This window comes from Variovorax xiamenensis (assembly GCF_050916385.1).
Classification (GTDB): domain Bacteria; phylum Pseudomonadota; class Gammaproteobacteria; order Burkholderiales; family Burkholderiaceae_C; genus Variovorax.
Window position 1 is genome coordinate 1,993,697 of sequence record NZ_CP139038.1, and the last position, 20,600, is coordinate 2,014,296.

Sequence of the window (20,600 nt, forward strand, 5' to 3'; positions counted from 1 at the left end):
CCAGAATGAACGATGCTATCAATCCCGTAGCGGAACCCGAAGACGCCGCAAGCGGCGAGGGCGCCGCTGGTCCCCAAAGCCCGCAGCACTGCGGCCTCATCGCCATCGTTGGCAAGCCCAACGTGGGCAAGTCGACGCTGCTCAATGCGCTGGTCGGCCAGAAGATCAGCATCACCTCGCGCAAGGCACAGACCACGCGCCATCGCATCACCGGCATGCGCACGCTGGGTGCCACGCAGTTCGTGTTCGTCGACACGCCGGGCTTCCAGACCCTGCATGCCAACGCGCTGAACAAGTCGCTCAACAAGACCGTGCAGGGTGCAGTCGGCGACGTGGACCTGATCCTGTTCGTGGTCGAGGCCGGCAGCTTCACCCAGGCCGACGAGCGCGTGCTCAAGCTGCTCGGCAAGGGCATTCCGACAGTGCTGCTGGCCAACAAGCTCGACAACGTGCACCGCCGCGGCGACATCGCCCCCTGGCTGAAAAGCATGCAGGAGAAGCACGAGTTCGCCGAGTACGTGCCGATGTCCGCCAAGAATCCGAAGGACGTCGAGCGCCTGTTCGGCATCTGCGAGAAATACCTGCCCGAGCAGCCCTGGTTCTACGACGAGGACGAACTGACCGACCGCAGCGAGAAGTTCCTGGCCGGCGAGCTGGTGCGCGAGAAGCTGTTCCGCCTCACCGGCGACGAACTGCCCTACACGTCAACCGTCGTCATCGACAAGTTCGACGAGGAGCCGCCCCAGAAGAAGGGCCAGAAGCGCCTGCTGCGCATCGCCGCCACCATCGTGGTCGAGCGCGACGGCCACAAGGCCATGGTGATCGGCGACAAGGGCGAGCGCATCAAGCGCATCGGCATGGAAACCCGCGTCGAGCTCGAGAAGCTGGCCGATGCCAAGGTGTTCCTCGAGCTGTGGGTGAAGGTGCGTTCGGGTTGGGCCGACGACGAAGCCCGCGTCCGCTCGTTCGGCTATGAATAGGCAAACCCCCAGGCTTGCTCGCTTCGCGTAGCCGCCAACCCCCTTCCTTGCAGGGGGCAACGCCAGCGGCCCGGCAAAGCCGGTTCCGCGGCGTTTGCCGGTCTCAAGCCTCGATGCTCGATTGCTCACTGACATGGCCACCCATCGCGTTTCGCACGAGCCGGCTTACGTCCTCCACCGCTACGACTGGAGCGAGTCGAGCCTGATCCTCGAAGTCTTCACCCGCCACCATGGGCGCATCGCGCTCGTGGCCAAGGGGGCGAAGCGCCCGAGCTCCAACTTCCGCCCCGTGCTGCTGCCGCTGCAGCCCCTGCAGCTCAACTACGGCGGCGACGCCGAGATCCGCACGCTCAAGGGCGCCGAATGGATGGGCGGCCACGTGATGCCGACCGGCGAGGCGCTGCTGTCGGGCTACTACGTCAACGAGCTGCTGCTGCGCCTGCTGGCGCGGGACGACGCTCATCAGGCGCTGTTCGATGCCTATGCCGGCGTCGTGCAGGTGCTGGCGGGCGACCATGCGGGCGCGCAGGCCACGGCCCAGGCGGCCGCGCTGCGCGCCTTCGAGCTGCTGCTGCTGCGCGAGGTCGGCCTGCTGCCGTCGCTCGATGTCCAGACCCTCACGCTGGAGCCGCTCGCCGGCGGCCTGCGCTACAGCCTCGTTCCCGAAGCCGGCCTGCGCGAGGCCGGCGACGACGAGGCCGCGCTGACCGGTGCCGACTGGCAGGCCCTGCAAGCCGTCCTGGACGATCGCGCGCCATTTACCGCCACCTTGCGTGAAATTGCCACCATGAACGCCGGCAGCAACAGTGCCCTGCGAAACCAGTTGCGCGCCTTGCTCAACTACCATTGCGGCGTGTCCACGCTGCGTACGCGGCAAATGATGAGAGACCTGCAAGCACTATGAGCACTCCGGGCCAAGCCGGCGCCAGCGCCGCCACCTCGCTGTCCGTCAACCTCAACAAGGTCGCCCTGGTGCGCAACACGCGCCACCTGGGTATTCCGAGCGTGGTGAAGGCCGCCCAGGCCTGCCTGGCCGCCGGTGCGCATGGCATCACGGTGCACCCGAGGCCGGACGCCCGCCACATCCGCGCGCACGACGTGAGCGACCTTTCCGCGCTGCTCGCGAAAGACTGGCCCAGCATCGAGTTCAACATCGAGGGCAACCCCTTCCAGAACCTGATGGACTTCGTGCGCAAGCTCAAGCCGCACCAGGCGACCTTCGTGCCCGACAGCGAGACCCAGTCGACGAGCGACCACGGCTGGACCTTCCCCGACGACGCGGAGCGCCTGCGCCCGCTGATCGCCGAAGCCAAGGCGCTGGGCGTGCGCGTCAGCCTCTTCATGGACCCGATTCCCGAGATGATGGCCGCCGTCAAGGCCGCGGGCGCCGACCGCGTCGAGCTCTACACCGAAGGCTACGCGGCCTCGCGCGGCACCCCGAACGAGCAGGCCGTGCTCGCGCGCTATGCCGAGTCGGCGCGCGCGGCCATCGCGGCCGGCCTCGGCGTCAACGCCGGGCACGACCTGAGTCGCGACAACCTCACGGCCTTCCTGCGTGCCGTGCCGGGCGTACAGGAGGTTTCCATCGGCCACGCCTTCGTGGCGGACGCGCTCGAGCTCGGTTACACGGCCGCCACGCGCGACTACCTTCGCTGCATCGCCGAGGCGCAGCTGCAGCAACAGCAGCAGCAACAACAATGAACGCCCGCGCCGCATGATCTACGGCATCGGCACCGACATCTGCGACCTGCGTCGCATTGCCGCGACCTTCGAGCGCCAGGGCGAGCGCTTTGCCCGCAAGGTGCTGAGCGACGCCGAATTCAAGGTCTGGCAGGCCCGCAGTGCACGCTGGCCGAAGCGCGGCCTGAGCTACCTGGCGACCCGCTTCTCCGCCAAGGAGGCCTTCAGCAAGGCCATCGGACTGGGCATGCGCATGCCCATGAGCTGGCGCCTGTGCGAGATCGCCAATCTGCGCAGCGGCAAGCCCGTCATCGTGCTGCATGGCGGCCTGAAGGACTGGTTCGAGGCGCAGGGCCTCACCGCCCACGTGACCGTGACCGACGAAACCGAATACGCCGCGAGCTTCGTGGTGGTGGAGAAGATATGACCGCCGGGCTTGCCGACCGCCCCCATGCGCCGCTGATCGTCGATGTCGCGGGCACCGAACTCACCGACGCCGACCGCCGGCGCCTCGCCAACCCGCTCGTCGGCGGCGTGATCCACTTTGCTCGCAACTGGCAAAACCGCGCGCAGATGACCGCGCTCAACGCCGAGATCAAGTCGATCCGGCCCGACATGCTGATCTGCGTCGACCACGAAGGCGGCCGCGTGCAGCGCTTTCGCACCGACGGCTTCACCCACCTGCCGTCGATGCGCGCGCTCGGCGAACTCTGGATGCGCGACGCCATGCGCGCCACCCAGGCCGCGACAGCGGTCGGGCAGGTGCTGGCCGGCGAGTTGCGCGCCTGCGGCGTCGATTTCAGCTTCGCGCCCGTGCTCGACCTCGACTACGGCGGCAGCAGCGTCATCGGCACCCGCAGCTTCCACCGCGACCCGCGCGTGGTCGCGCTGCTGGCCAAGAGCGTGATGCACGGCATGCTGCAGATGGGCATGCGCAACTGCGGCAAGCACTTTCCGGGACACGGTTTCGTGCATGCCGATTCGCATGTCGAGATCCCGGTGGACAAGCGCGGCCTCAAGGCGATCCTGGCAGACGACGCGAAGCCGTACGACTGGCTGTCGGGCTCGCTCGCGGCCGTGATGCCGGCGCATGTGATCTATCCGAAGGTGGACAAGCGGCCGGCGGGGTTTTCGTCGAAATGGCTCAAGGAAACCTTGCGGCAGCAGCTTGGCTTCGATGGGGCGATCTTCAGCGACGACCTGAGCATGGAGGCTGGCCGCTACATCGACGGAGAGTTGCTCAGCTTCGCCGATGCGGCGCTGGCGGCGCTTGACGCCGGGTGCGACATGGCGCTGCTGTGCAACCAGAGCATCGGTGAGGGCACGTCGCTCGATGAATTGCTCCAGGGCTTCGGCGCGGCCAGGGATGCAGGACGCTGGACGAGCAACCCGGAGAGCGAAACGCGCCGTCGGGCTTTGCTGCCCGAGGGGAAGGCTCCGTCGTGGGGCGCGCTCGCAAGTTCGACTAGTTACCGCAGCGCAAGGCGCACCCTGTCGCGCGATGGCCTGACCGCGTAGAAAGAAGCGCATGCCGCTGTGCCTCAGTTTCTTCCCGCGAAAGGACGAGGCCGTGTTGCGCAACCACGCGCACTATTGCCGCCTGTTCGGCTATGCGCACCAGTGGATCGAGGCCGATCGCATTCGCCATCCGGCATTGCGCGACAGCGCGAGATACGGACAGATCCTGCGTCACCTGCGTGCGCTGCCCGAGAACGACTGGCTTTTGTTCCTCGATGGAGACGCGGTGGTGTTCCACCCGGTTGCCGTCGAAGCACTGATGCAGGGCCGCGACTTGCTGGTCGTCGAAGGGCCTCCCAGCGGCGACCGGCCCGGGCCCGCAATGACCAACATGATGGTGCTGCGCAATACGCCCGCCAACCGCGCCATGCTGCTCGGTCTGATGGACGATGCAGGCAACGTCATCGCGCTGGTGAAGCGCGCCGTCGACGAAGCGCAGCGGTTGCGTCCGGCCGGTCTGCTCGGGTGCAACGCGATGGTCGGCGACATCTATGTCAATGTCTCGTGGCGCATTCCCCAGTGGTTCCTGGCGCGCATCTTCGTCGTCAACCTCGGGCCGCAGCCCATCGTGGCGCCCGAGGACGGATGGCGCGAGGCGCTGCTTCATGACCAGAACCTGCAGGATCTGCTCGTGGCACAGGTCAACAACGCGCTGATCCATGGCCAGCCCGTACTGCAACCGGCAGCCTATCCGGCGCTGTCGGAAGGGCCGGTGTCGAGCTACAACGCCGGTGCCGACATCGCCTTCGTCACGCTCTACACGCATCACGTCGGCAGCTATGCGCGGGTGTCCGAGCACAACGTGAAGCGCTATTGCGACAGGCATGGCTACGCGTATCACGTGTACCGTGCGATCCCTGAAGCCATCGACACCGGCATGGGCGGTTCATGGGTGCGCAGCTGGCTGCTGCAGCAACACATCGCGCATCACAAGTGGGTGATCTGGATCGATGCCGATGTGCTCTTTCTCAACCAGAGCCGACGGATCGATGCCTTGCTCGAGGGGCGCGAACTGCTGCTTGCGAAGGATGTGGGTGGCTGGGCCTTCAATTCAGGCGTGATGGGTTTCCTGAACACCGAGGGCAACGCCGAACTGCTGGCTCGCATCTGGCAGCGAATCGGCGAGGTCGACGACAAGTCGGCGGTGTACAGCAGCCAGGGCGATCAGTACTACACGAACGAAGTGCTGTCCGGAGCAGGACTGGTGGACGAACGCACCATCGTCGACAACCTGAGCATCAATACGCCGCCGCACCTGGCCTGCGACGAGACCCTGCTGGTGCACTTCATCAATCTGGACGAGCCGTACCGCTCGGCCTACATGGCCTCGATGGATGCGCGCTCGCAGCGCTTGCGCTAGCTGCTGCCGAGGCGGTTAACCGTTGCCCGCAGCCTGCTGCTCCGAGGTCGCCGGCGCCGGCTCCAGCCTGAAAACCCGCACCGGCAACTGGCTGGACGCAGGGGCGAGGAACTGGGCGATCTCGGGCACCGCGAACTGGTGCTCCAGCCATTCCTTGTCCGCCAGGCCCGCATTGAAAAAGATCTGAAGCAGCCGCAAGGCCTCGTGCCGGAGTGCGCGTGTCAGCGTTTCATGCTCGACCAGTTGAAGCTCCGGTACAGCGGCTGGCTTGAAGCTCGCACGCGCGAGGATCAGCAGCAGCTTTTCCGCGAAGTCGAGCACGGGTGGCCAATGCAGGTCATACAGCTTGGCAATCTCGTGCACATGTTCGCCGCTCGATTTGGGCAGCAGGTAGGCCAGTACCAGTGCGCGTGCCCGCGATGCCAGCGTTGCTGCGCGGGCCGCGTCGACGGAGGTGGTCGGCGTGGCCGGCTTGTGAAGAAGCTCGGGGATCACGGCAAAGCGCGCACCCGCAGCTGCGCTTTTGCACAGCATGTGGAAATCGTCGTGCACCGTGAATTCGGGGTCGTGGCGCACGCCGCTGCGCTCCATGAAGCTGCGGCGGACCATGCAGGCCGACAGCAGCAGCGGGCGCGGGCCGAAGAACTCGACGAGGATGTCCTGGTGCCGCTCGGAGAACTCGAACGGGCCTTCGTGCGTCTCGCACCAGCAGCCGACGATGTCGACATCGGCGCAAGCCTGGAGCAGGGCAGCCTGGCGTTGCAGGCGCTCAGGCGCCGGAACGTCGCCGTCATCGGCGAAGACGATGTAGTCGCCCTGCGCGTGCGCGAATGCAAGGTTGCGAGCGGTGGCGCGGTCGAATGCGAAAGGCAGAGAAACCAGTTGCGAACTCGCGATGCCTGCTCCCGCGAGCATGGCCTCGAGACCGGCGGTGCCTGCCTGGGCAACCAGTACCAGGTGAAGTTCCACCGCACTCTGGGCTGCCCAAGCCTGAAGACTCTGCTCCAGACGATCGAGCGAAGCCCCGGCGGTCAGGCAGAGGGTGACGCGCGGCAGCGTTGGTGGTGCGATGAAGCGGTCGGCTTGCTGGGCGCGCCAACTCAGGAAGCGCTCGATCGCCGGCCCCACCAGAGGGGCCGCGAATGCGCTGGTGAAGATATCCAGGCCTTCGCGCTCGAGCCTCGCGCGCCGGGGCGCATCGGCAAGCAACTGCTCGATCGTCTCGATGAGCTTTTCGTAGGGCGCGCCAACCACTGCCTTGCGGATCGAGGCCTCGATCTCGCTGTCGGGGTAGAGCTCGCAGACCACCGCCTTGCGGTGCCTCAGCAGGATCGACAGTCGCGGCACCTCGACGATGCGCGACTCTTCCCAGTTGTGGAGATTGAGCACGATTTTCGCGCGGCGCATGAAGCCGTTGCGTTCCTCCAGCGTCCAGGCTCGTCCCCGGTTGACTTCGACCCGCAGGCCGCGCGCCATCAGGCCTTCGAGAATGTCGATGCGCCGGCGCGTCAGCGAGCCGAAGAAGACGACGTCGATGTCCTGCTGCGCGTCCGGGAGGATGTCAGCCAGCGGCAGTATGTCCGCGGCGCCAGCTTCCCAGCCGAGCGCAACATAGTCCGCGTTGCAGTATCCGAGTTGGCGGTGCCGCTGGAAATTCGTCTTGCTGTACTCCCAGAGATAGCAGCGCTTGAGAACTTCGAGATAACGGTCGTTCCACGCATGGGTGCCGTGCACCATCGGCTCGAAGTTGACGATGATGCAATCAGGGTGGTGCTGCTCGATATGTTCCCACGGCACATCCCAGAAGAAGAACAGGATGTTGATCTCCCCCGGCTCGATGTAGCAGTGGGTGAAGCGGGTGGGATAGCCGAGGCGCTCAGCCGCCAGCCTGAAGGCCTCGACGATGTCGCCGCAGGTCTCGTGCGAGGACAGCGACGTGAAGTTGAGCCTGGGCAGTGTCGTCATGGGGCGATGTACGGGCGATGCCCGTTCAGTAGTGGCCCAGTACGTTGACCTTGTGGTAGTGGTCCTTCAACGCGGCGTGCAATTGCAGTGCCTGCGTGCGGGCTTCTTCACTGGCCTCCTTGCCCACGCCGAAGAAGTACAGGTCGTGGCTGCTGCGGTCCTCGAAGAATCCCCATACCGAGAACCATGCATCGTGCTGGAGCAGATCCGTGAAATCGCAGGCTGCGAGATTCCGGTAGTAGTTCTGGCTCTTGCCGATGGTCAACGGTGAATCGGAGGGGTTGAACTCCACGGTGCCGTGCTGGCGCCGGCCCGGGGTCGCGCAGGTCATGACGACGAGGCCGTCTTCCTTCACCAGCCGCAGTGTGTTGAGCCAGGTCTTCTTCCACTGCGGGTTGTGCTCCATGGCTTCGCACGAAATGACGACGTCGGTGCTGTTCGCGGCACCGCCATAGTTTTCGCCGTGGCAGACGAGGTCGACGTCGGGGCCTTCCCCGACATCGAGGCCCAGGTAGTTGCAATCCTGGAAGAACTCACGGACCGAGCCGTTGAGATTGAGGCTGCCGATCTCGATTACCGACCGTCCGCTGAAGTAGGACGGCAGGAACTGCTTCACGCCGGCGACGAAGAATCGTTGTTGGGGGTGTGACATGAAACGTGGCTGCGTTGGGTTGGCGTTGAGGCTGAAACAAAGGGAGCATGCCGGGGCACCCGCTGCGCAAAGTCACTCCCCGCCGGGCGCGGAGGCAGTTGCTGCATTCGCCCACAGGCGCTTTCCGCCCGTGCCCAGGTGCTCCAGATAGAGTCGCAAATCAAACTCGAGGCGATGATAGTCCGGCTCCATATGCATGCACAGTGCATAAAACGCCTTGTCGTGCTCACGTTCCTTCATATGTGCCAACTCGTGCACAACAATCATCCGCAGCCACGCCAGCGGCACTTCCTTGAACAGGCTCGCCACCCGGATTTCCCGCTTGGCCTTGAGCTTGCCGCCCTGCACGCGCGACACGGTGGTATGCGTGCCCAGCGCGTTGCGGATCACGTGCAGCTTGTTGTCGAACATCACTTTCGACAGCGGCTCGGCCTTGCGCATGAACTCGCTCTTGAGTTCGTTCACGTACCCGTAAAGCGCCCGGTCGTTCTGGATGTCGTGCACGCCGTCCGGATAGCGCTGGCCGAGGAGGGCGCCGAGCCTGTCCTCGGCGATCAGCTGGCGGACCTGCTCCAGCAGGGGCGCCGGATAGCCCGCCAGGTATTTCATCGTCTGGCCCCGAGTTGCGCGCTGGCCGCGCAGGCCAGCCCCGTGGCGACGCCGCCGAAGAGGTCGCCCTCGACCAGGTTCACGCCCGCGAAGCTCCTGCGCAGGGCATGCTGGAACGGGCGCAGCGCGGAAGAGCCGCCGGTGAGGTAGATCGCGTCGAGGTCATTGCTGCGCAGGCCCGCGCGCTTGACGCAGGCGTGCGCACAGGCGATCACGCTTTTCAGCGGCGTGGCCAGCTGCTGCGCCATGTCGTCCGGCGTGAGCGAGGCCGCCAGGCCGCGCTCGGCGCAATCCAGGTCGATGGCGGTGGAGGCATCTGTCAGCGAGACGTTGATCTTGGCCGCTTCCACCGCGCTCGCGATGCGGTGGCCATGCCGCTCTTCGAGCACGGTCATCAGCCGGTCGTGCAGGCGCGTATCGCCGTAACTGGTGCGCAGCTCCTTTGCCTGTCGCAGCGCCTTGGCGGCGTAGAGCCAGTTGATCAGGTGCCAGGACGACAGCTCGAAGAACACCTTGCTCGGCACCTCGCGTCCCTGCGGGCCGTGGTGACGGAAGCCGAACTGCGGCATCACGCGCTCCAGGTTCAGGCGCTGGTCGAAATCGGTACCGCCGATGTGCACGCCGCTGGTGGCCAGCACGTCGTCGCTGCGGTCATCGCGCGCCGCGCGCTCGGGGCCGACGCGCACGACGGTGAAGTCGGAGGTGCCGCCACCGATGTCGACGATGAGCACGATCGACTCCTTGCTGATCCGCTGCTCGTAGTCGAAGGCTGCCGCGATGGGTTCGAGCTGGAACGCGATTTCCTTGAAGCCCGCCGCGCGGGCCGCGAGGCGCAGGCTTTCTTCCGCTCGCTCGTCGCGCTTCGGATCGTCATCGACGAAATGCACCGGGCGTCCGATCACCACGCGTTCGGGCATCTGGCCGAGCTCGCTTCCTGCGCGCGCCGCCAGCTCGCGCAGGAAGCGCGCGATGATGTCCTCGAAACTCACGAGGCCGTCGTGGATGGCCGTTTTCTCCTGCATCAGCGCGCTGCCGAGCAGGCTCTTGAGCGAGCGCATCAGGCGGCCTTCGGTGCCCGCCAGGTACTGGCCGATGGCGTCGCGGCCGAAATGCGTCGTGCGGTCTTCGGCGTTGAAGAAGATCGCCGTGGGCAGGGTGGTGGCCGTGCCCTCGATGGGCAGCAGGCGGGCTTCGCCGTCGACCCGGCAGGCCACGGCGGAGTTGGAGGTGCCGAAGTCGATGCCGATCGTCGGCAACGACGACGGTGCCTTCACGATCAAGATTCCCTGCGCAGCGCCGGGAACAGGATCACGTCGCGAATGCTCGGCGAGTCGGTCAGCAGCATCATCAGCCGGTCGATGCCGATGCCGCAGCCGCCGGTGGGCGGCATGCCGTATTCGAGTGCGCGCACGAAGTCGTGGTCGTAGTACATGGCTTCGTCGTCGCCGCTGTCCTTGGCGGCCACCTGCGCGTTGAAGCGCGCGGCCTGGTCCTCGGCGTCGTTCAGCTCGCTGAAGCCGTTGCCGAACTCGCGGCCGGTGATGTACAGCTCGAAGCGCTCGGTGACCTCGGGGCGCTCGTCGTTGGCGCGCGCCAGCGGCGAGATCTCGGTCGGGTGCTCCATGATGAAGGTCGGCTGCCAGAGCTTCTCTTCGACGGTCTCTTCGAAGTACAGCACCTGCAGGCTCGCGAGGCTGCGCTGCGAGAGCTTGTCCTTTTCCTCGTTCATGCCGAGCTTGCGCAGCGCGGCGATGAGCCATGCGCTGTCGTCGACACCTTGCGCCACGCCGTCGGCTTCGGTGTACTTCAGGATCGCCTCGCGGATCGTCAGTCGCTCGAAGGGCTGGGTCAGGTCGACCGGCTTGCCCTGGTAGGTGAGCTGCTGCGAGCCCACGGCCTTGTCGGCGATGGTGCGGATCAGCGTCTCGGTGAAGTCCATCAGGTCGCGGTAGTTCCAGTAGGCCGCGTAGAACTCCATCATCGTGAACTCGGGGTTGTGCCGCACCGAGATGCCCTCGTTGCGGTAGCTCCGGTTGATTTCGAACACGCGCTCGAAGCCGCCGACGATCAGGCGCTTGAGATACAGCTCGGGCGCGATGCGCAGGAACATCTCCTGGTCGAGCGCGTTGTGGTGCGTCTTGAAGGGCTTGGCGTTGGCGCCGCCCGGAATCGGATGGAGCATGGGCGTCTCGACTTCGAGGAAGTCGTTGGCCACCATGAATTCGCGCAGCGCGCTCACGGCCTTGCTGCGCGCGGTGAAGCGCTTGCGAGCGGATTCGTCGGTGATCAGGTCGACGTAGCGTTGGCGGTACTTCTGCTCCTGGTCGGCCATGCCATGGAACTTGTCGGGCAGCGGACGCAGGCTCTTGGTGAGCAGGCGCAGCTTCGTGACCTTGACCGAAAGCTCGCCCGTCTTGGTCTTCATCAGCGTGCCTTCGGCGCCGAGGATGTCGCCCAGGTCCCAGCGCTTGAAGTCCGCGTACACGTCTTCGCCGACGGCGTCGCGCGTCACGTAGAGCTGGATGCGGTCGGTGGCGTCCTGCAGCGTGGCGAAGCTGGCCTTGCCCATCACGCGCTTGAGCATCATCCGGCCGGCCACGCTGACGGAAACAGCTTGCGCGTCGAGGGCTTCGCCTTCGGTGGCGGCATGTGCCTCGACGAGCGCCGCGGCGCGATGGCCAGGCTTGAAGTCGTTCGGGAACGCAACGCCCTTGCCCTCGGCCTGCGCCGAGCGCAGCTGCGTGAGCTTTTCGCGGCGTTCTGCGATGAGCTGGTTTTCGTCGGTCGGGGGCGGAGGAGGCGAAGGGGTCTTTTGATCGGACATGGGAGACGGATGGCGCGCAACCGGGAGCGTGCGCGGGCCCGGCATTTTAGCCCATCGGGTTTGAATAAAACCTGCCCAGAGCGCCCGTCAATCCTGCGCCATGCGCTATGAAAAGAAGAGCGCGCTATTCAGTGATGCCGGTGCGTGCGAGCAGATCGCTGACCAACTCCAGCCGCATCAGCGGGCTGTCGAGCTCCATCAGCCGCTGCCGCAACTCGAGTTGCATCGGCACCAGCTCGCACCAGCGGTTGGCCACCCAGCCGCAATCGTCGAAGCGATAAGGCTCGGCGATGGGAAGGCGCACAGCCGCACCCTGTGCGCGGCGCCGCTCCTCGAGAGTGCCGACAAGGCGTTGCAGTGCGGTGGACGTGTGCCGCAGGTCGTCGGGAATCTCGAGCGCGACATCGTCGTTCACGGCCTCGACCTCGGCGACCCAGAGGCCGTGCTTCTGCAGTTCGTTGCTGCGGACGCGAAAGCGCTGCGTGCCGATGCATTCGATCTGCAGCAGGCCGCTTTGCGGGGACTCGAACTCACGGATCATGGCCAGCGTGCCGATCGCGGCGAAGCTCTCGGCATCGGCACCGGCCTTGCGCACTTCGCTGCCGCTGGTGAGGCTCACCACGCCGAAGGGCGCGCCGGCCTTGCGGCACTTCGCGATCATGTCGAGGTAGCGGACCTCGAAGATGCGCAGCGGCAGCAGGCCGTCCGGAAAGAGGACCGTGCCGAGCGGAAACAATGGCAGTGAATGCAAAAGGGGTTGTGTCGTCATCGAAAAGCCTTGCGTGGCTATCATCGCATTCCCCTCACGGCCGCGCCTCATGCTCTACCAGATTCCCTCGTTCCTTCTCGACGTGATCGTCGGTCTGCTCGGCGGCGCCTGCCTGCTGCGCCTGTACATGCAGTACCACCGCGTGCCCTTCGGCAACCCGCTCGGGCGATTCGTGTTCGCCATCACCGACTGGATCGTGCTGCCGCTGCGGCGCATCGTGCCCGCGGTGAAGCGCTGGGACCTGGCGAGCCTGATCGCGGCCTGGCTGCTGGTGATGCTGAAGTTCCTGCTGCTGTGGCTGCTGGTCGGCAACCTGGGGCGCATCGCGACCCTGCCGCTGGTGTCGCTGGTGGGGCTGATGCAGCTGGCCATTTCGGGGCTGACCGCGCTGCTGGTGGTCTACGCGGTGCTGTCGTGGATTCCGGGGGCGTCGCCGATGCTGCTCGACCTGATCTCCCGCTTGGCCGAACCGCTGGTGCGGCCATTTCGCCGGTTCATTCCGCTGATCGGCGGGGTCGATCTTTCGCCGCTGGCGGCCATCGTCGTGCTGCAGGTGATTGCGATCGTGCTGGGCAACCTGCTGGTGTTCGCGTACCAGCTGACGTTCTGAGCTCCTGCTGAATAGTCAAGAAAAAGGGCCCGGATGCATCGCACCCGGGCCCTTTTGCTTTGATTGCAGTTCGTTCTTCAGCTCACCGCATCGGCCGGCTGGCGCAGCAGCATCGCCAGCGTGTTCGCGATCGTCTTGCGCAGTTCGCGGCGGTCGCTGATGAAGTCGATGGCGCCCTTGGTCTGCAGGAACTCGGCGCGCTGGAAGCCTTCGGGCAGCGTCACGCGCACGGTCGATTCGATCACGCGCGGGCCGGCGAAGCCGATCAGCGCCTTGGGTTCGGCGATCACCACGTCGCCCACGAAGGCGAAGCCGGCGGACACGCCGCCCATGGTCGGGTCGGTCAGCACGCTGATGTAGGGCAGGCCCTTCTTCGCCAGGCGCGTGAGCGCGGCATTGGTCTTGGCCATCTGCATCAGCGAGAGCAGGCCTTCCTGCATGCGCGCGCCGCCGGTGGCGGTGAAGCAGATGAACGGCACCTTCTGCTCGATGGCGGTCTCGACGCCGCGCACGAAGCGCTCGCCGACCACGCTGCCCATCGAGCCGCCCATGAACTCGAACTCGAAGCAGGCCACGACCACGCTGATGCTGTGCACCGAGCCGCCCATGACGACCAGCGCGTCGGTCTCGCCGGTGTTTTCCAGGGCTTCCTTCAGGCGCTCGGGGTACTTGCGGCTGTCCTTGAACTTCAGGGCGTCGACCGGCAGCACTTCCTGGCCGACTTCGTAGCGGCCCTCGGCGTCGAGGAACGCATCGAGCCGCGCGCGGGCGCCGATGCGGTGGTGATGGCTGCAGCTGGGGCAGACGTTCTGGTTGTGCTCGAGGTCGGTCTTGTACAGAACGGTCTCGCAGGCGGGGCACTTGATCCACAGGCCCTCGGGCACCTGGCGGCGCTCGGATGGGTCGGTTTGGGCGATCTTGGCGGGTAGCAGTTTTTCAAGCCAGCTCATGGGGGCTCCTTGTGTTGGCGGTGATTATCGACCAGCCGCGTTCTTGGCCGTGGCGGCGGGCAGGGCGTCGAGCGCCTCGCGGATGCCCGCGAGGAATTCGCGCACCGCCGGCACGACTTTCTCGCGCGGTTGGTCTTCGATGAGTTGAATGATCTTGGTGCCGATGATGACCGCGTCGGCAGCCGATCCGACCGCCTGCGCGGTGCGTGCATCGCGGATGCCGAAACCCACGCCGACCGGAATGCCCACATGCTGGCGGATGCGCGGAATCATCTGGCCGACCGCTTCGGCGTCGAGATGGCCGGCGCCCGTCACGCCTTTGAGCGACACGTAGTAGACGTAGCCGCTGGCGATGCGCGCGACCTGCGCCATGCGCTCGTCGGTGCTGGTGGGGGCCAGCAGGAAGATCAGGTCGATGCCGGCGGCCTTGAGGTCGGCGGCGAAGGCTTCGCATTCCTCGGGCGGGTAGTCGACGACCAGCAGGCCGTCGACGCCGGCGGCGGCCGCATCGCGGATGAAGGCATTCTTGCCATGCACGAGGTCGTAGCGTTCGACCGGATTGGCATAGCCCATCAGCACCACGGGCGTCGTCGTGTCCTTCTGGCGGAAGGTGGCGACGATGGCCAGCACCTGCTTCATGCCGATGCCCAAGGCCAGCGCGGCCTCGCCGGCCTTCTGGATCACGGGGCCATCGGCCATCGGGTCGGAGAAAGGCACGCCGAGTTCGATCACGTCTGCCCCGGCCTCGACCATGCCGTGCATCAGCTCGGGCGTGATGTCGGCGAAGGGAAATCCCGCGGTGACGTACGGGACGAGGGCGCGGCGGCCGTCTTTTTGCAGCGCTGCGAAGGTGTTTGCAATGCGGCTCATCACTTGCCTCCCTTCACGCTCAGACCGCGCATCGAGGGGCGGTCGTAGAAATCGACGCCCGACAGGTCGGCGACGGTGCCGATGTCCTTGTCGCCGCGGCCCGAGAGGTTCACCAGGATCGACTGGTCGGGGCGCATGGTCTTCGCGAGCTTCAGCGCGTGGGCCACGGCGTGGCTGGATTCGAGCGCGGGAATGATGCCCTCGGTACGGCACAGGTAGTGGAAGGCGTCCAGCGCTTCCTTGTCGGTGATGCCGACGTATTCGGCACGGCCGATGTCGGCCAGGTAGGCATGCTCGGGGCCCACGCCGGGGTAGTCGAGGCCCGCGCTGATGCTGTGGGTCTCGGTGATCTGGCCGTCCTCGTTCTGCAGCAGGTAGGTGCGGTTGCCGTGCAGCACGCCGGGGCTGCCGCGCAGGATCGACGCCGCGTGCTTGCCGCTGTCGAGGCCTTCGCCCGCAGCCTCCACGCCGATCAGCCGCGTGCCGGCGAACGGGATGTAGGGATGGAAGATGCCGATGGCGTTGCTGCCGCCGCCCACGCAGGCGATCACCACGTCGGGCTGCTTGCCTTCGGCTTCGCCGGTGATGCCGTCGGCCGCGAGCATGGCCGGCATCTGCTCGATGCACTCGGTGCCGATCACGCTCTGGAAGTCGCGCACCATGGTCGGGTAGGGGTGCGGGCCGGCGACGGTGCCGATGATGTAGAACGTGTTCTCCACGTTCGTGACCCAGTCGCGCATCGCCTCGTTGAGCGCGTCCTTCAGCGTCTTGCTGCCCGACTCGACCGGCACCACGGTGGCGCCGAGCAGGTTCATGCGGTAGACATTCGGGCTCTGGCGCTTCACGTCCTGGCTGCCCATGTAGACCACGCATTCGAGGCCGTAGCGCGCACAGATCGTGGCGGTGGCCACGCCGTGCTGGCCGGCGCCGGTCTCGGCGATGACGCGGGGCTTGCCCATGCGCCGCGCGAGCATCGCCTGGCCGATCACATTGTTGATCTTGTGCGCGCCGGTGTGGTTCAGGTCTTCGCGCTTCAGGTAGATCTGCGCGCCGCCCATTTCGCGGCTGGTGCGTGCTGCGTGGTAGATCGGCGAGGGACGGCCGACGAAGTGCTTGAGCTCGTAGTGGAATTCAGCGAGGAATGCCGGATCGTTCTTGAACTTCGCGTACGCATCGCGCAGTTCGTTGATGGCGTGGGTGAGCGTTTCGCTCGCGAAGGTGCCGCCGTAGTTGCCGAAGTGGCCGGTGGCATCGGGTTGCTGGTAGTCCTGGAATTGGCTTTGCATGGTTCTCGATCGGTGGGCCGCAGCCCGACGAACGATCGGCTGCGGCGGCTAACTGGAGAAGGACGCGTCGGCTGCCCTGACGGCTGCGACGAATTGCCGGATCTTTCCGGCGTCCTTGAGGCCCTTGTTCCCGGGACCGTCGATTTCGACGCCCGAGCTCACATCAACGGACAGCGACTTGCAGCGCGTCCGCAGGATGCGAATGCCATCGCTCACGTTTGCAGGTGTGAGCCCACCACTCAAGACGAGGTGAGCGTCGACGGCGGGTGGAAGAAGTGACCAATCGAATGCCTTGCCGCCACCGCCATAACCTTCGACATGGGCGTCGAGCAGGATGGCCTGGGCGTGGGAGTAATCGGAAGCGTATTTTACGAGGTCGAAGCCGGCTCCGGCATCTCCCAGCGGAATGCGGGCCGCGCGCATGTAGCGGAATCGGCCCGGGCCGGTGGCTTCCTCGCACTGCTGCGGCGTCTCTTCGCCGTGGAACTGCGCGATGGAGCCCTCCACCCGGGCCAGGGATGCTATGACTTTGGGAGCATCCTCGTTCACGAACAGCAAGACTGGCGTGATGAAGGGCGGCAGGCGCGAGGCCAGTGCGGCAGCCCGGTCGACCGTCACCGCGCGAGGGCTCTTCGGATAAAGGACGAAGCCGATGGCGTCGGCGCCGGCTTCGACCGCCGCGTCGACATCGGCTTCACGGGTCAGGCCGCAGATCTTGATGCGGGTGCGGGGCAGGAGAGGCGCGCTCATGGCGGGCCATCATACGGAGCCCCGCCGGCCTGCAGCGTGGCTTCGTCCGGCAGACCCCACTTGGCGTCGTACAACGGGCCCATGAAATAGAGACCGTCCGCGGAGAAGGTGGGCGCCGCCGCATCGCGGCTGCGTGCCTCGAGCACCTGCGAGATCCACTCCGGCCGCTCGTCGCCGCGGCCGACGCGAAGGAGGCTACCCATCAGGTTGCGGATCATGTGGTGCAGGAAGGCGTCGGCCTCGAACTCGAAATGCCAGCGGCAGCGCTCGCCGCTGCCGACGCGCGTGATCTCGATGCGCCGCAGATCCTTGATCGGCGAACGCGCCTGGCAGGCCGAGGCGCGGAACGAGCTGAAGTCGTGCTGGCCGATCAGCAGCGCCGCGGCGGCGCGCATGGCGTCGCCATCGAGCGGATGCATCGACCAGCCGACCCGGCCCGAATCGAGGCTGGGCCGCACGGGGGACTGCGAGAGCACGTAGACATACCGGCGCGCAAGGGCGCTGGCGCGGCAGTGGAACTCGTCGGGCACAGGATGCGCCCACTGCACCGCGATGTCGTCGGGCAGGAAGCGGTTGGTGCCGCGCATCCAGGAGAAGGGTTCGCGATGCACGGTGGTGTCGAAGTGCACCACCTGCATCAGGGCGTGGACGCCCGCGTCGGTGCGCCCGGCGCACAGCGTCCTGACGGGCTGTGCGGTGAACTTCGTGAGGGCGGCTTCGAGCTTGTCCTGCACCGTGCGGCCCGAGGGCTGGCTCTGCCAGCCGTCGTACGCTTGGCCGTTGTACCGGATGCCGAGCGCCAGCCTCACGAATTCAGGGGACCGAGGAAGAGCGAGCGGCGAAGCTCGTTCAGCGCAGTTCCGCGAGCAGTTGACGGGCTTGCGACTTGAGGTCGCCGGCGCTTTCGGCTTCGACTTCCTCGACCAGCGAACGCGCGCCTTCGACGTCGCCGATGGCTTGCAGCTCACGGGCCAGCGACAGCTTGACGGCGTGCGGGCTGTCGTCGCCTTCGTCGTTGTGCGCAGCAGCAGGAGCAGCCGCGGGCTTGGCGGTCTCGACCGGGCGGGAAGCCGGCAGGCCGGCCAGCGCGCTCATGTCGAACTCGATGAAGCCCGAGTCGGCCGGCAGCGCATTGCGCAGCATGGCGGGGCGGGTGTTGTCGGCGTCGCTCAGGTTCAGCGAACCGGGGAGCGTGTCGGCCGACAGCGCGCCGGGGGCGGTGTCGAAGTCGTTCTCGAGGTCGACCGGCGTCGTCGGCGCGTGGCCGTTCGACAGCGGTGCCGCGGGGCGTGCAGTCGTCGGAGCGGGCGCATAGGCCGACTTCGGCAGGCTCGCACCGACCGGAGCGTGTTGTTGGGCAGCCGGTGCCGGTGCAGGGGCGGGCGCTGGCGGGGTGGTCAGGTCGAGGTCGAAATCCAGCGGAGCGACCGAAGGCACGAAGGCCGGCGGCGCGACTGCCACCGGGGGCGACACCACCGGTGCCGGCGCTGCCGGCTTGGCCGCGGCTGCCAGGGCGCCCGCGAAAGCTGCCGTTTCGGCGGCGCTGGCGCCACCACTGCCACCGGTGCGCGGGGCACCCGAGTCGTACAGCGGGTTGCCCGGATCGAGGTCCTTGCCCATGTCGACCACGCGGTTCCAGTCGGAACCCAGGCCGCCCGTCAGCTTGTGCACTTCGGTGGCGAGGCTTTCGTAGGCGCGCACGTCGCGGCGCTTGGCGTGGATCTCGAGCAGCTTGAGATGGATGGCGGTGCGGTCCGGATTCAGGCGCAGAGCCTCGCGCAGAATTTCCTCGGCCTGCAGGTCGCGGCCGTAGGCCAGGTACACGTCGGCTTCGGCAACCGGGTCGACGTCGCCCGCGTCGAGCTGGCTCGGCGAGTACGACAGCGACGAGACGGTGGAGTCGCCGCGGTGCTTGGTGTCCACCGATTCGCCACCGCTGGCGCCGAAGAACGAATCCTTCGGAATGCGGCTTTCGAGGAACACGCTTTCGCTCATTTCCTCGCGGCGACGGCCCAGCACGCGGTACAGAAGGAAGCCGACCAGCAGCGCGATCAGCGCGGCGCCCGCCAGCATCAGCGGGTTGTCCATCAGCTCTTCGAGGAAGGTGGGTTCCGGCGGCGGGGGTGGCGGAGCCGGCTTCTTCACGGCAGGCTTCGGTGCTGCGGCGGCCACAGGGGCGCTCGCGGCTGCCGCTGCGGGGGCGGCGGTAGCGTCGGCGGCCACTGGAGGCGTTGCGGCCGGTGCGCCCGCGGCGGGGGCTTCGGTCGAAGCGGCGGCCGGAGCAGCGGGAGCTGCTTGCGCCGTCGCCTCCGGCGTGGGTGCGGGGCTCGGGGCTGCTGCTGCCGGAGCGGCGGCAGGAGCAGCAGCGGCAACGGGTGCGGCTGCCGGAGGTGCGACCGGCGCGGCAGCCGGAGCAGGCGCCGGGCTTGCGACCGGCGGCGCGACCGTGGCGCTGGTGTTGGGTGCCGGAACCGGAATGCCCGGCGTTGCCGGTGCAGCGGCGGGTGCCGCCGCGGACGAACCGGTGCCCGTCGCTGCCTTCAGCTTGTTCAGCTCGTTGATGTTCTTCGACAGTTCCGCGACGCGGTTGCTGCTGTCCTGCGCCTGGCGGTTCTGCGCGACCTTCTCGTCGGCGGCGCGGCTGGTGGCGTTGCCTTGCGAGATGGTGAGCTTGTCGGGTGAACTGGCCGCTGCATTGCGGTCCTCGACATTGGCCTGCACCTTGCCTGCGGCCTTGCGGCTCGCGGCGGCCACGTTGGTGGTCGGCGCGTTGTCGGCCAGACGTTGGCGGTAGGCGCCGAAGTCGCGGCTCTGTGCCGTGACCGTGCGGCGGGCTTCGGCCGGCGGAACGGCGGATGCCTCGGCGGAGCTCGGCAGATCGAGCACCGCGCCTGCGCGCATGCGGTTGACATTGCCGCCGACGAAGGCATCGGGGTTGGCCATCAGCAGCGCGACCAGCATCTGGTCGAGCGAGACGTCGGCAGGTTTGTAGGTTGCGGCGATCTTGCCGGCGGTGTCGCCGCGCTGCACCGTGACCTGTTCGCCGCCACCGCTGCCGCTACGGGCCGGCGCGGCTGCGGCGGCAGGCGCGGGTGCTGGCGCGACGGGCGCTGCCGCTGCAGGCGCGGGAGCGGCGGAGGGTGCAGCAGCCACCACGGGCGGACGCTCGCGGCGCGCGCGAGCCGAAGGGGCTGCGCGCTCGGCGGGAGCGCTGATCTGGGGGGAAATGGGCGTGGCCTGCGTGCTGGCAGCGGCCTGTCGCGTGGCCGGCGGATCGAGCAGCACGGTGTAGTCGCGCACGATACGGCCGGATGCGCCGTTGGCCTCGAGCAGCAGGTCGATGAACGGGTCGTTCAGCGGGCGGTTGCCGCTCAGGCGCACCACATACTGGCCGCCGGCGCGGCGCTGCAGCGTCGCCTTGACGTCGCTGAGCGCCGAGTTGTACGGCACGCCGGCGTTCTTGAATGCCTCGGCGGTGGCGATGTTGATCTTCAGGCCGTCCGCCTCGTTGGCCGCGATTTCGGTGACGTCGATCTCGGCACGCAAGGGCTCGCCGAGCGCCGACTGCACCTTCAGCTGACCCAGCGTGAACGCGCTGGCGTCGACGCTGGAGATGCCCAGGGCCACGGCTGCCGCCGCGCCAAGAATGGAAAGGCGCCAACCGTTCGACGGCAGAGGCGGGCGAGCGGCCGATGGGCTGGCCGCAGGCAACAGATGTCTTGTCATGCTGATAGGGGGCGGCTCAGGCCCGGAATTTGTAAGAGGACGTTAGCATCA

General features: G+C 66.9%; 19 protein-coding genes. 7 read left to right on the forward strand and 12 right to left on the reverse strand.

The genetic code is table 11. The features are described from left to right. Positions 1-5 precede the first annotated feature (5 nt). The 6 genes from era to SFB74_RS08750 all read left to right on the forward strand — a co-directional run bounded on the left by era (position 6) and on the right by SFB74_RS08750 (position 5,538). Positions 6-980: a GTPase Era gene (gene era / locus SFB74_RS08725; RefSeq protein ID WP_432730398.1), complete on the forward strand. Its 975-nt coding sequence runs from the start codon at positions 6-8 to the stop codon at positions 978-980. Positions 981-1,113: 133 nt separating this feature from the next. Beyond that, positions 1,114-1,884, forward strand: a complete 771-nt coding sequence (gene recO / locus SFB74_RS08730) for a DNA repair protein RecO (RefSeq protein WP_432730399.1) — start codon at positions 1,114-1,116, stop codon at positions 1,882-1,884. After that, positions 1,881-2,681 carry a pyridoxine 5'-phosphate synthase gene (locus tag SFB74_RS08735; RefSeq protein ID WP_432730400.1) on the forward strand — a complete coding sequence of 267 codons (801 nt, stop codon included), beginning with the start codon at positions 1,881-1,883 and terminating at the stop codon, positions 2,679-2,681. Before recO ends, SFB74_RS08735 begins: the two co-directional genes overlap by 4 nt. A gap of 13 nt (positions 2,682-2,694) precedes the next feature. Further along, positions 2,695-3,087 (forward strand): holo-ACP synthase, encoded by a 393-nt coding sequence (gene acpS, locus SFB74_RS08740; protein ID WP_093205005.1) that lies wholly within the window; start codon positions 2,695-2,697, stop codon positions 3,085-3,087. Continuing rightward, positions 3,084-4,178 carry a beta-N-acetylhexosaminidase gene (nagZ, locus tag SFB74_RS08745; protein WP_432730401.1) on the forward strand — a complete coding sequence of 365 codons (1,095 nt, stop codon included), beginning with the start codon at positions 3,084-3,086 and terminating at the stop codon, positions 4,176-4,178. The genes acpS and nagZ overlap by 4 nt, the downstream gene beginning before the upstream one ends. A gap of 52 nt (positions 4,179-4,230) precedes the next feature. Next, positions 4,231-5,538 (forward strand): galactosyl transferase GMA12/MNN10 family protein, encoded by a 1,308-nt coding sequence (locus SFB74_RS08750; RefSeq protein WP_432730403.1) that lies wholly within the window; start codon positions 4,231-4,233, stop codon positions 5,536-5,538. Between the two features lie 15 nt (positions 5,539-5,553). On the opposite strand, the gene SFB74_RS08755 is transcribed toward SFB74_RS08750, so the two are convergent. The 6 genes from SFB74_RS08755 to SFB74_RS08780 all read right to left on the reverse strand — a co-directional run bounded on the left by SFB74_RS08755 (position 5,554) and on the right by SFB74_RS08780 (position 12,357). Next, positions 5,554-7,503, reverse strand: a complete 1,950-nt coding sequence (locus SFB74_RS08755) for a glycosyltransferase (protein WP_432730404.1) — start codon at positions 7,501-7,503, stop codon at positions 5,554-5,556. A gap of 25 nt (positions 7,504-7,528) precedes the next feature. Beyond that, positions 7,529-8,155: a hypothetical protein gene (locus SFB74_RS08760; protein ID WP_432730405.1), complete on the reverse strand. Its 627-nt coding sequence runs from the start codon at positions 8,153-8,155 to the stop codon at positions 7,529-7,531. A 72-nt stretch (positions 8,156-8,227) separates the two neighbouring features. Then, positions 8,228-8,764 carry a YgjP-like metallopeptidase domain-containing protein gene (locus SFB74_RS08765; protein ID WP_432730407.1) on the reverse strand — a complete coding sequence of 179 codons (537 nt, stop codon included), beginning with the start codon at positions 8,762-8,764 and terminating at the stop codon, positions 8,228-8,230. Next, positions 8,761-10,038: an Hsp70 family protein gene (locus SFB74_RS08770; RefSeq protein ID WP_432730408.1), complete on the reverse strand. Its 1,278-nt coding sequence runs from the start codon at positions 10,036-10,038 to the stop codon at positions 8,761-8,763. The genes SFB74_RS08765 and SFB74_RS08770 overlap by 4 nt, the downstream gene beginning before the upstream one ends. Positions 10,039-10,040: 2 nt before the next feature. After that, positions 10,041-11,588 (reverse strand): lysine--tRNA ligase, encoded by a 1,548-nt coding sequence (lysS, locus tag SFB74_RS08775; protein ID WP_432730411.1) that lies wholly within the window; start codon positions 11,586-11,588, stop codon positions 10,041-10,043. A 124-nt stretch (positions 11,589-11,712) separates the two neighbouring features. After that, complete coding sequence (locus SFB74_RS08780; RefSeq protein WP_432730412.1) at positions 11,713-12,357, reverse strand: LON peptidase substrate-binding domain-containing protein; 645 nt, start codon at positions 12,355-12,357, stop codon at positions 11,713-11,715. A gap of 49 nt (positions 12,358-12,406) precedes the next feature. On the opposite strand from SFB74_RS08780, the gene SFB74_RS08785 reads away from it, so the two are divergent. Then, the gene (locus SFB74_RS08785) at positions 12,407-12,967 is read left to right on the forward strand and encodes a YggT family protein (RefSeq protein ID WP_093204985.1); all 561 of its coding nucleotides are present in this window, start codon (positions 12,407-12,409) and stop codon (positions 12,965-12,967) included. A 77-nt stretch (positions 12,968-13,044) separates the two neighbouring features. Here SFB74_RS08785 and accD read toward each other — a convergent pair whose 3' ends face one another. The 6 genes from accD to SFB74_RS08815 are packed head-to-tail and all read right to left on the reverse strand — an operon-like array spanning position 13,045 to position 20,549. Then, positions 13,045-13,917: an acetyl-CoA carboxylase, carboxyltransferase subunit beta gene (gene accD / locus SFB74_RS08790; RefSeq protein WP_019654097.1), complete on the reverse strand. Its 873-nt coding sequence runs from the start codon at positions 13,915-13,917 to the stop codon at positions 13,045-13,047. Positions 13,918-13,941: 24 nt separating this feature from the next. After that, positions 13,942-14,787: a tryptophan synthase subunit alpha gene (gene trpA / locus SFB74_RS08795; RefSeq protein ID WP_432730413.1), complete on the reverse strand. Its 846-nt coding sequence runs from the start codon at positions 14,785-14,787 to the stop codon at positions 13,942-13,944. Next, positions 14,787-16,073 carry a tryptophan synthase subunit beta gene (gene trpB, locus SFB74_RS08800; RefSeq protein ID WP_432730414.1) on the reverse strand — a complete coding sequence of 429 codons (1,287 nt, stop codon included), beginning with the start codon at positions 16,071-16,073 and terminating at the stop codon, positions 14,787-14,789. The genes trpA and trpB overlap by 1 nt, the downstream gene beginning before the upstream one ends. Positions 16,074-16,121: 48 nt before the next feature. Next, on the reverse strand, positions 16,122-16,823 hold the full coding sequence (locus SFB74_RS08805) for a phosphoribosylanthranilate isomerase (protein WP_432730415.1): 702 nt from the start codon (positions 16,821-16,823) through the stop codon (positions 16,122-16,124). Next, entirely contained in the window at positions 16,820-17,632 is an 813-nt protein-coding gene (gene truA, locus SFB74_RS08810) for a tRNA pseudouridine(38-40) synthase TruA (RefSeq protein ID WP_432730416.1), read from the reverse strand. Before truA ends, SFB74_RS08805 begins: the two co-directional genes overlap by 4 nt. Positions 17,633-17,672: 40 nt before the next feature. Continuing rightward, positions 17,673-20,549, reverse strand: coding sequence for a FimV/HubP family polar landmark protein (locus SFB74_RS08815; RefSeq protein ID WP_432730418.1), 2,877 nt, complete (start codon positions 20,547-20,549; stop codon positions 17,673-17,675). Positions 20,550-20,600: the final 51 nt, after the last annotated feature.

Bases quoted from the DNA above. Each gene is read 5' to 3' on its own strand.
- era (WP_432730398.1), top strand. From the start codon at position 6: ATGAACGATGCTATCAATCCCGTAGCGGAACCCGAAGACGCCGCAAGC.
- recO (WP_432730399.1), top strand. From the start codon at position 1,114: ATGGCCACCCATCGCGTTTCGCACGAGCCGGCTTACGTCCTCCACCGC.
- SFB74_RS08735 (WP_432730400.1), top strand. From the start codon at position 1,881: ATGAGCACTCCGGGCCAAGCCGGCGCCAGCGCCGCCACCTCGCTGTCC.
- acpS (WP_093205005.1), top strand. From the start codon at position 2,695: ATGATCTACGGCATCGGCACCGACATCTGCGACCTGCGTCGCATTGCC.
- nagZ (WP_432730401.1), top strand. From the start codon at position 3,084: ATGACCGCCGGGCTTGCCGACCGCCCCCATGCGCCGCTGATCGTCGAT.
- SFB74_RS08755 (WP_432730404.1), bottom strand. From the start codon at position 7,503: ATGACGACACTGCCCAGGCTCAACTTCACGTCGCTGTCCTCGCACGAG.
- SFB74_RS08760 (WP_432730405.1), bottom strand. From the start codon at position 8,155: ATGTCACACCCCCAACAACGATTCTTCGTCGCCGGCGTGAAGCAGTTC.
- SFB74_RS08765 (WP_432730407.1), bottom strand. From the start codon at position 8,764: ATGAAATACCTGGCGGGCTATCCGGCGCCCCTGCTGGAGCAGGTCCGC.
- lysS (WP_432730411.1), bottom strand. From the start codon at position 11,588: ATGTCCGATCAAAAGACCCCTTCGCCTCCTCCGCCCCCGACCGACGAA.
- SFB74_RS08780 (WP_432730412.1), bottom strand. From the start codon at position 12,357: ATGACGACACAACCCCTTTTGCATTCACTGCCATTGTTTCCGCTCGGC.
- SFB74_RS08785 (WP_093204985.1), top strand. From the start codon at position 12,407: ATGCTCTACCAGATTCCCTCGTTCCTTCTCGACGTGATCGTCGGTCTG.
- accD (WP_019654097.1), bottom strand. From the start codon at position 13,917: ATGAGCTGGCTTGAAAAACTGCTACCCGCCAAGATCGCCCAAACCGAC.
- trpA (WP_432730413.1), bottom strand. From the start codon at position 14,787: ATGAGCCGCATTGCAAACACCTTCGCAGCGCTGCAAAAAGACGGCCGC.
- trpB (WP_432730414.1), bottom strand. From the start codon at position 16,073: ATGCAAAGCCAATTCCAGGACTACCAGCAACCCGATGCCACCGGCCAC.
- SFB74_RS08805 (WP_432730415.1), bottom strand. From the start codon at position 16,823: ATGAGCGCGCCTCTCCTGCCCCGCACCCGCATCAAGATCTGCGGCCTG.
- SFB74_RS08815 (WP_432730418.1), bottom strand. From the start codon at position 20,549: ATGACAAGACATCTGTTGCCTGCGGCCAGCCCATCGGCCGCTCGCCCG.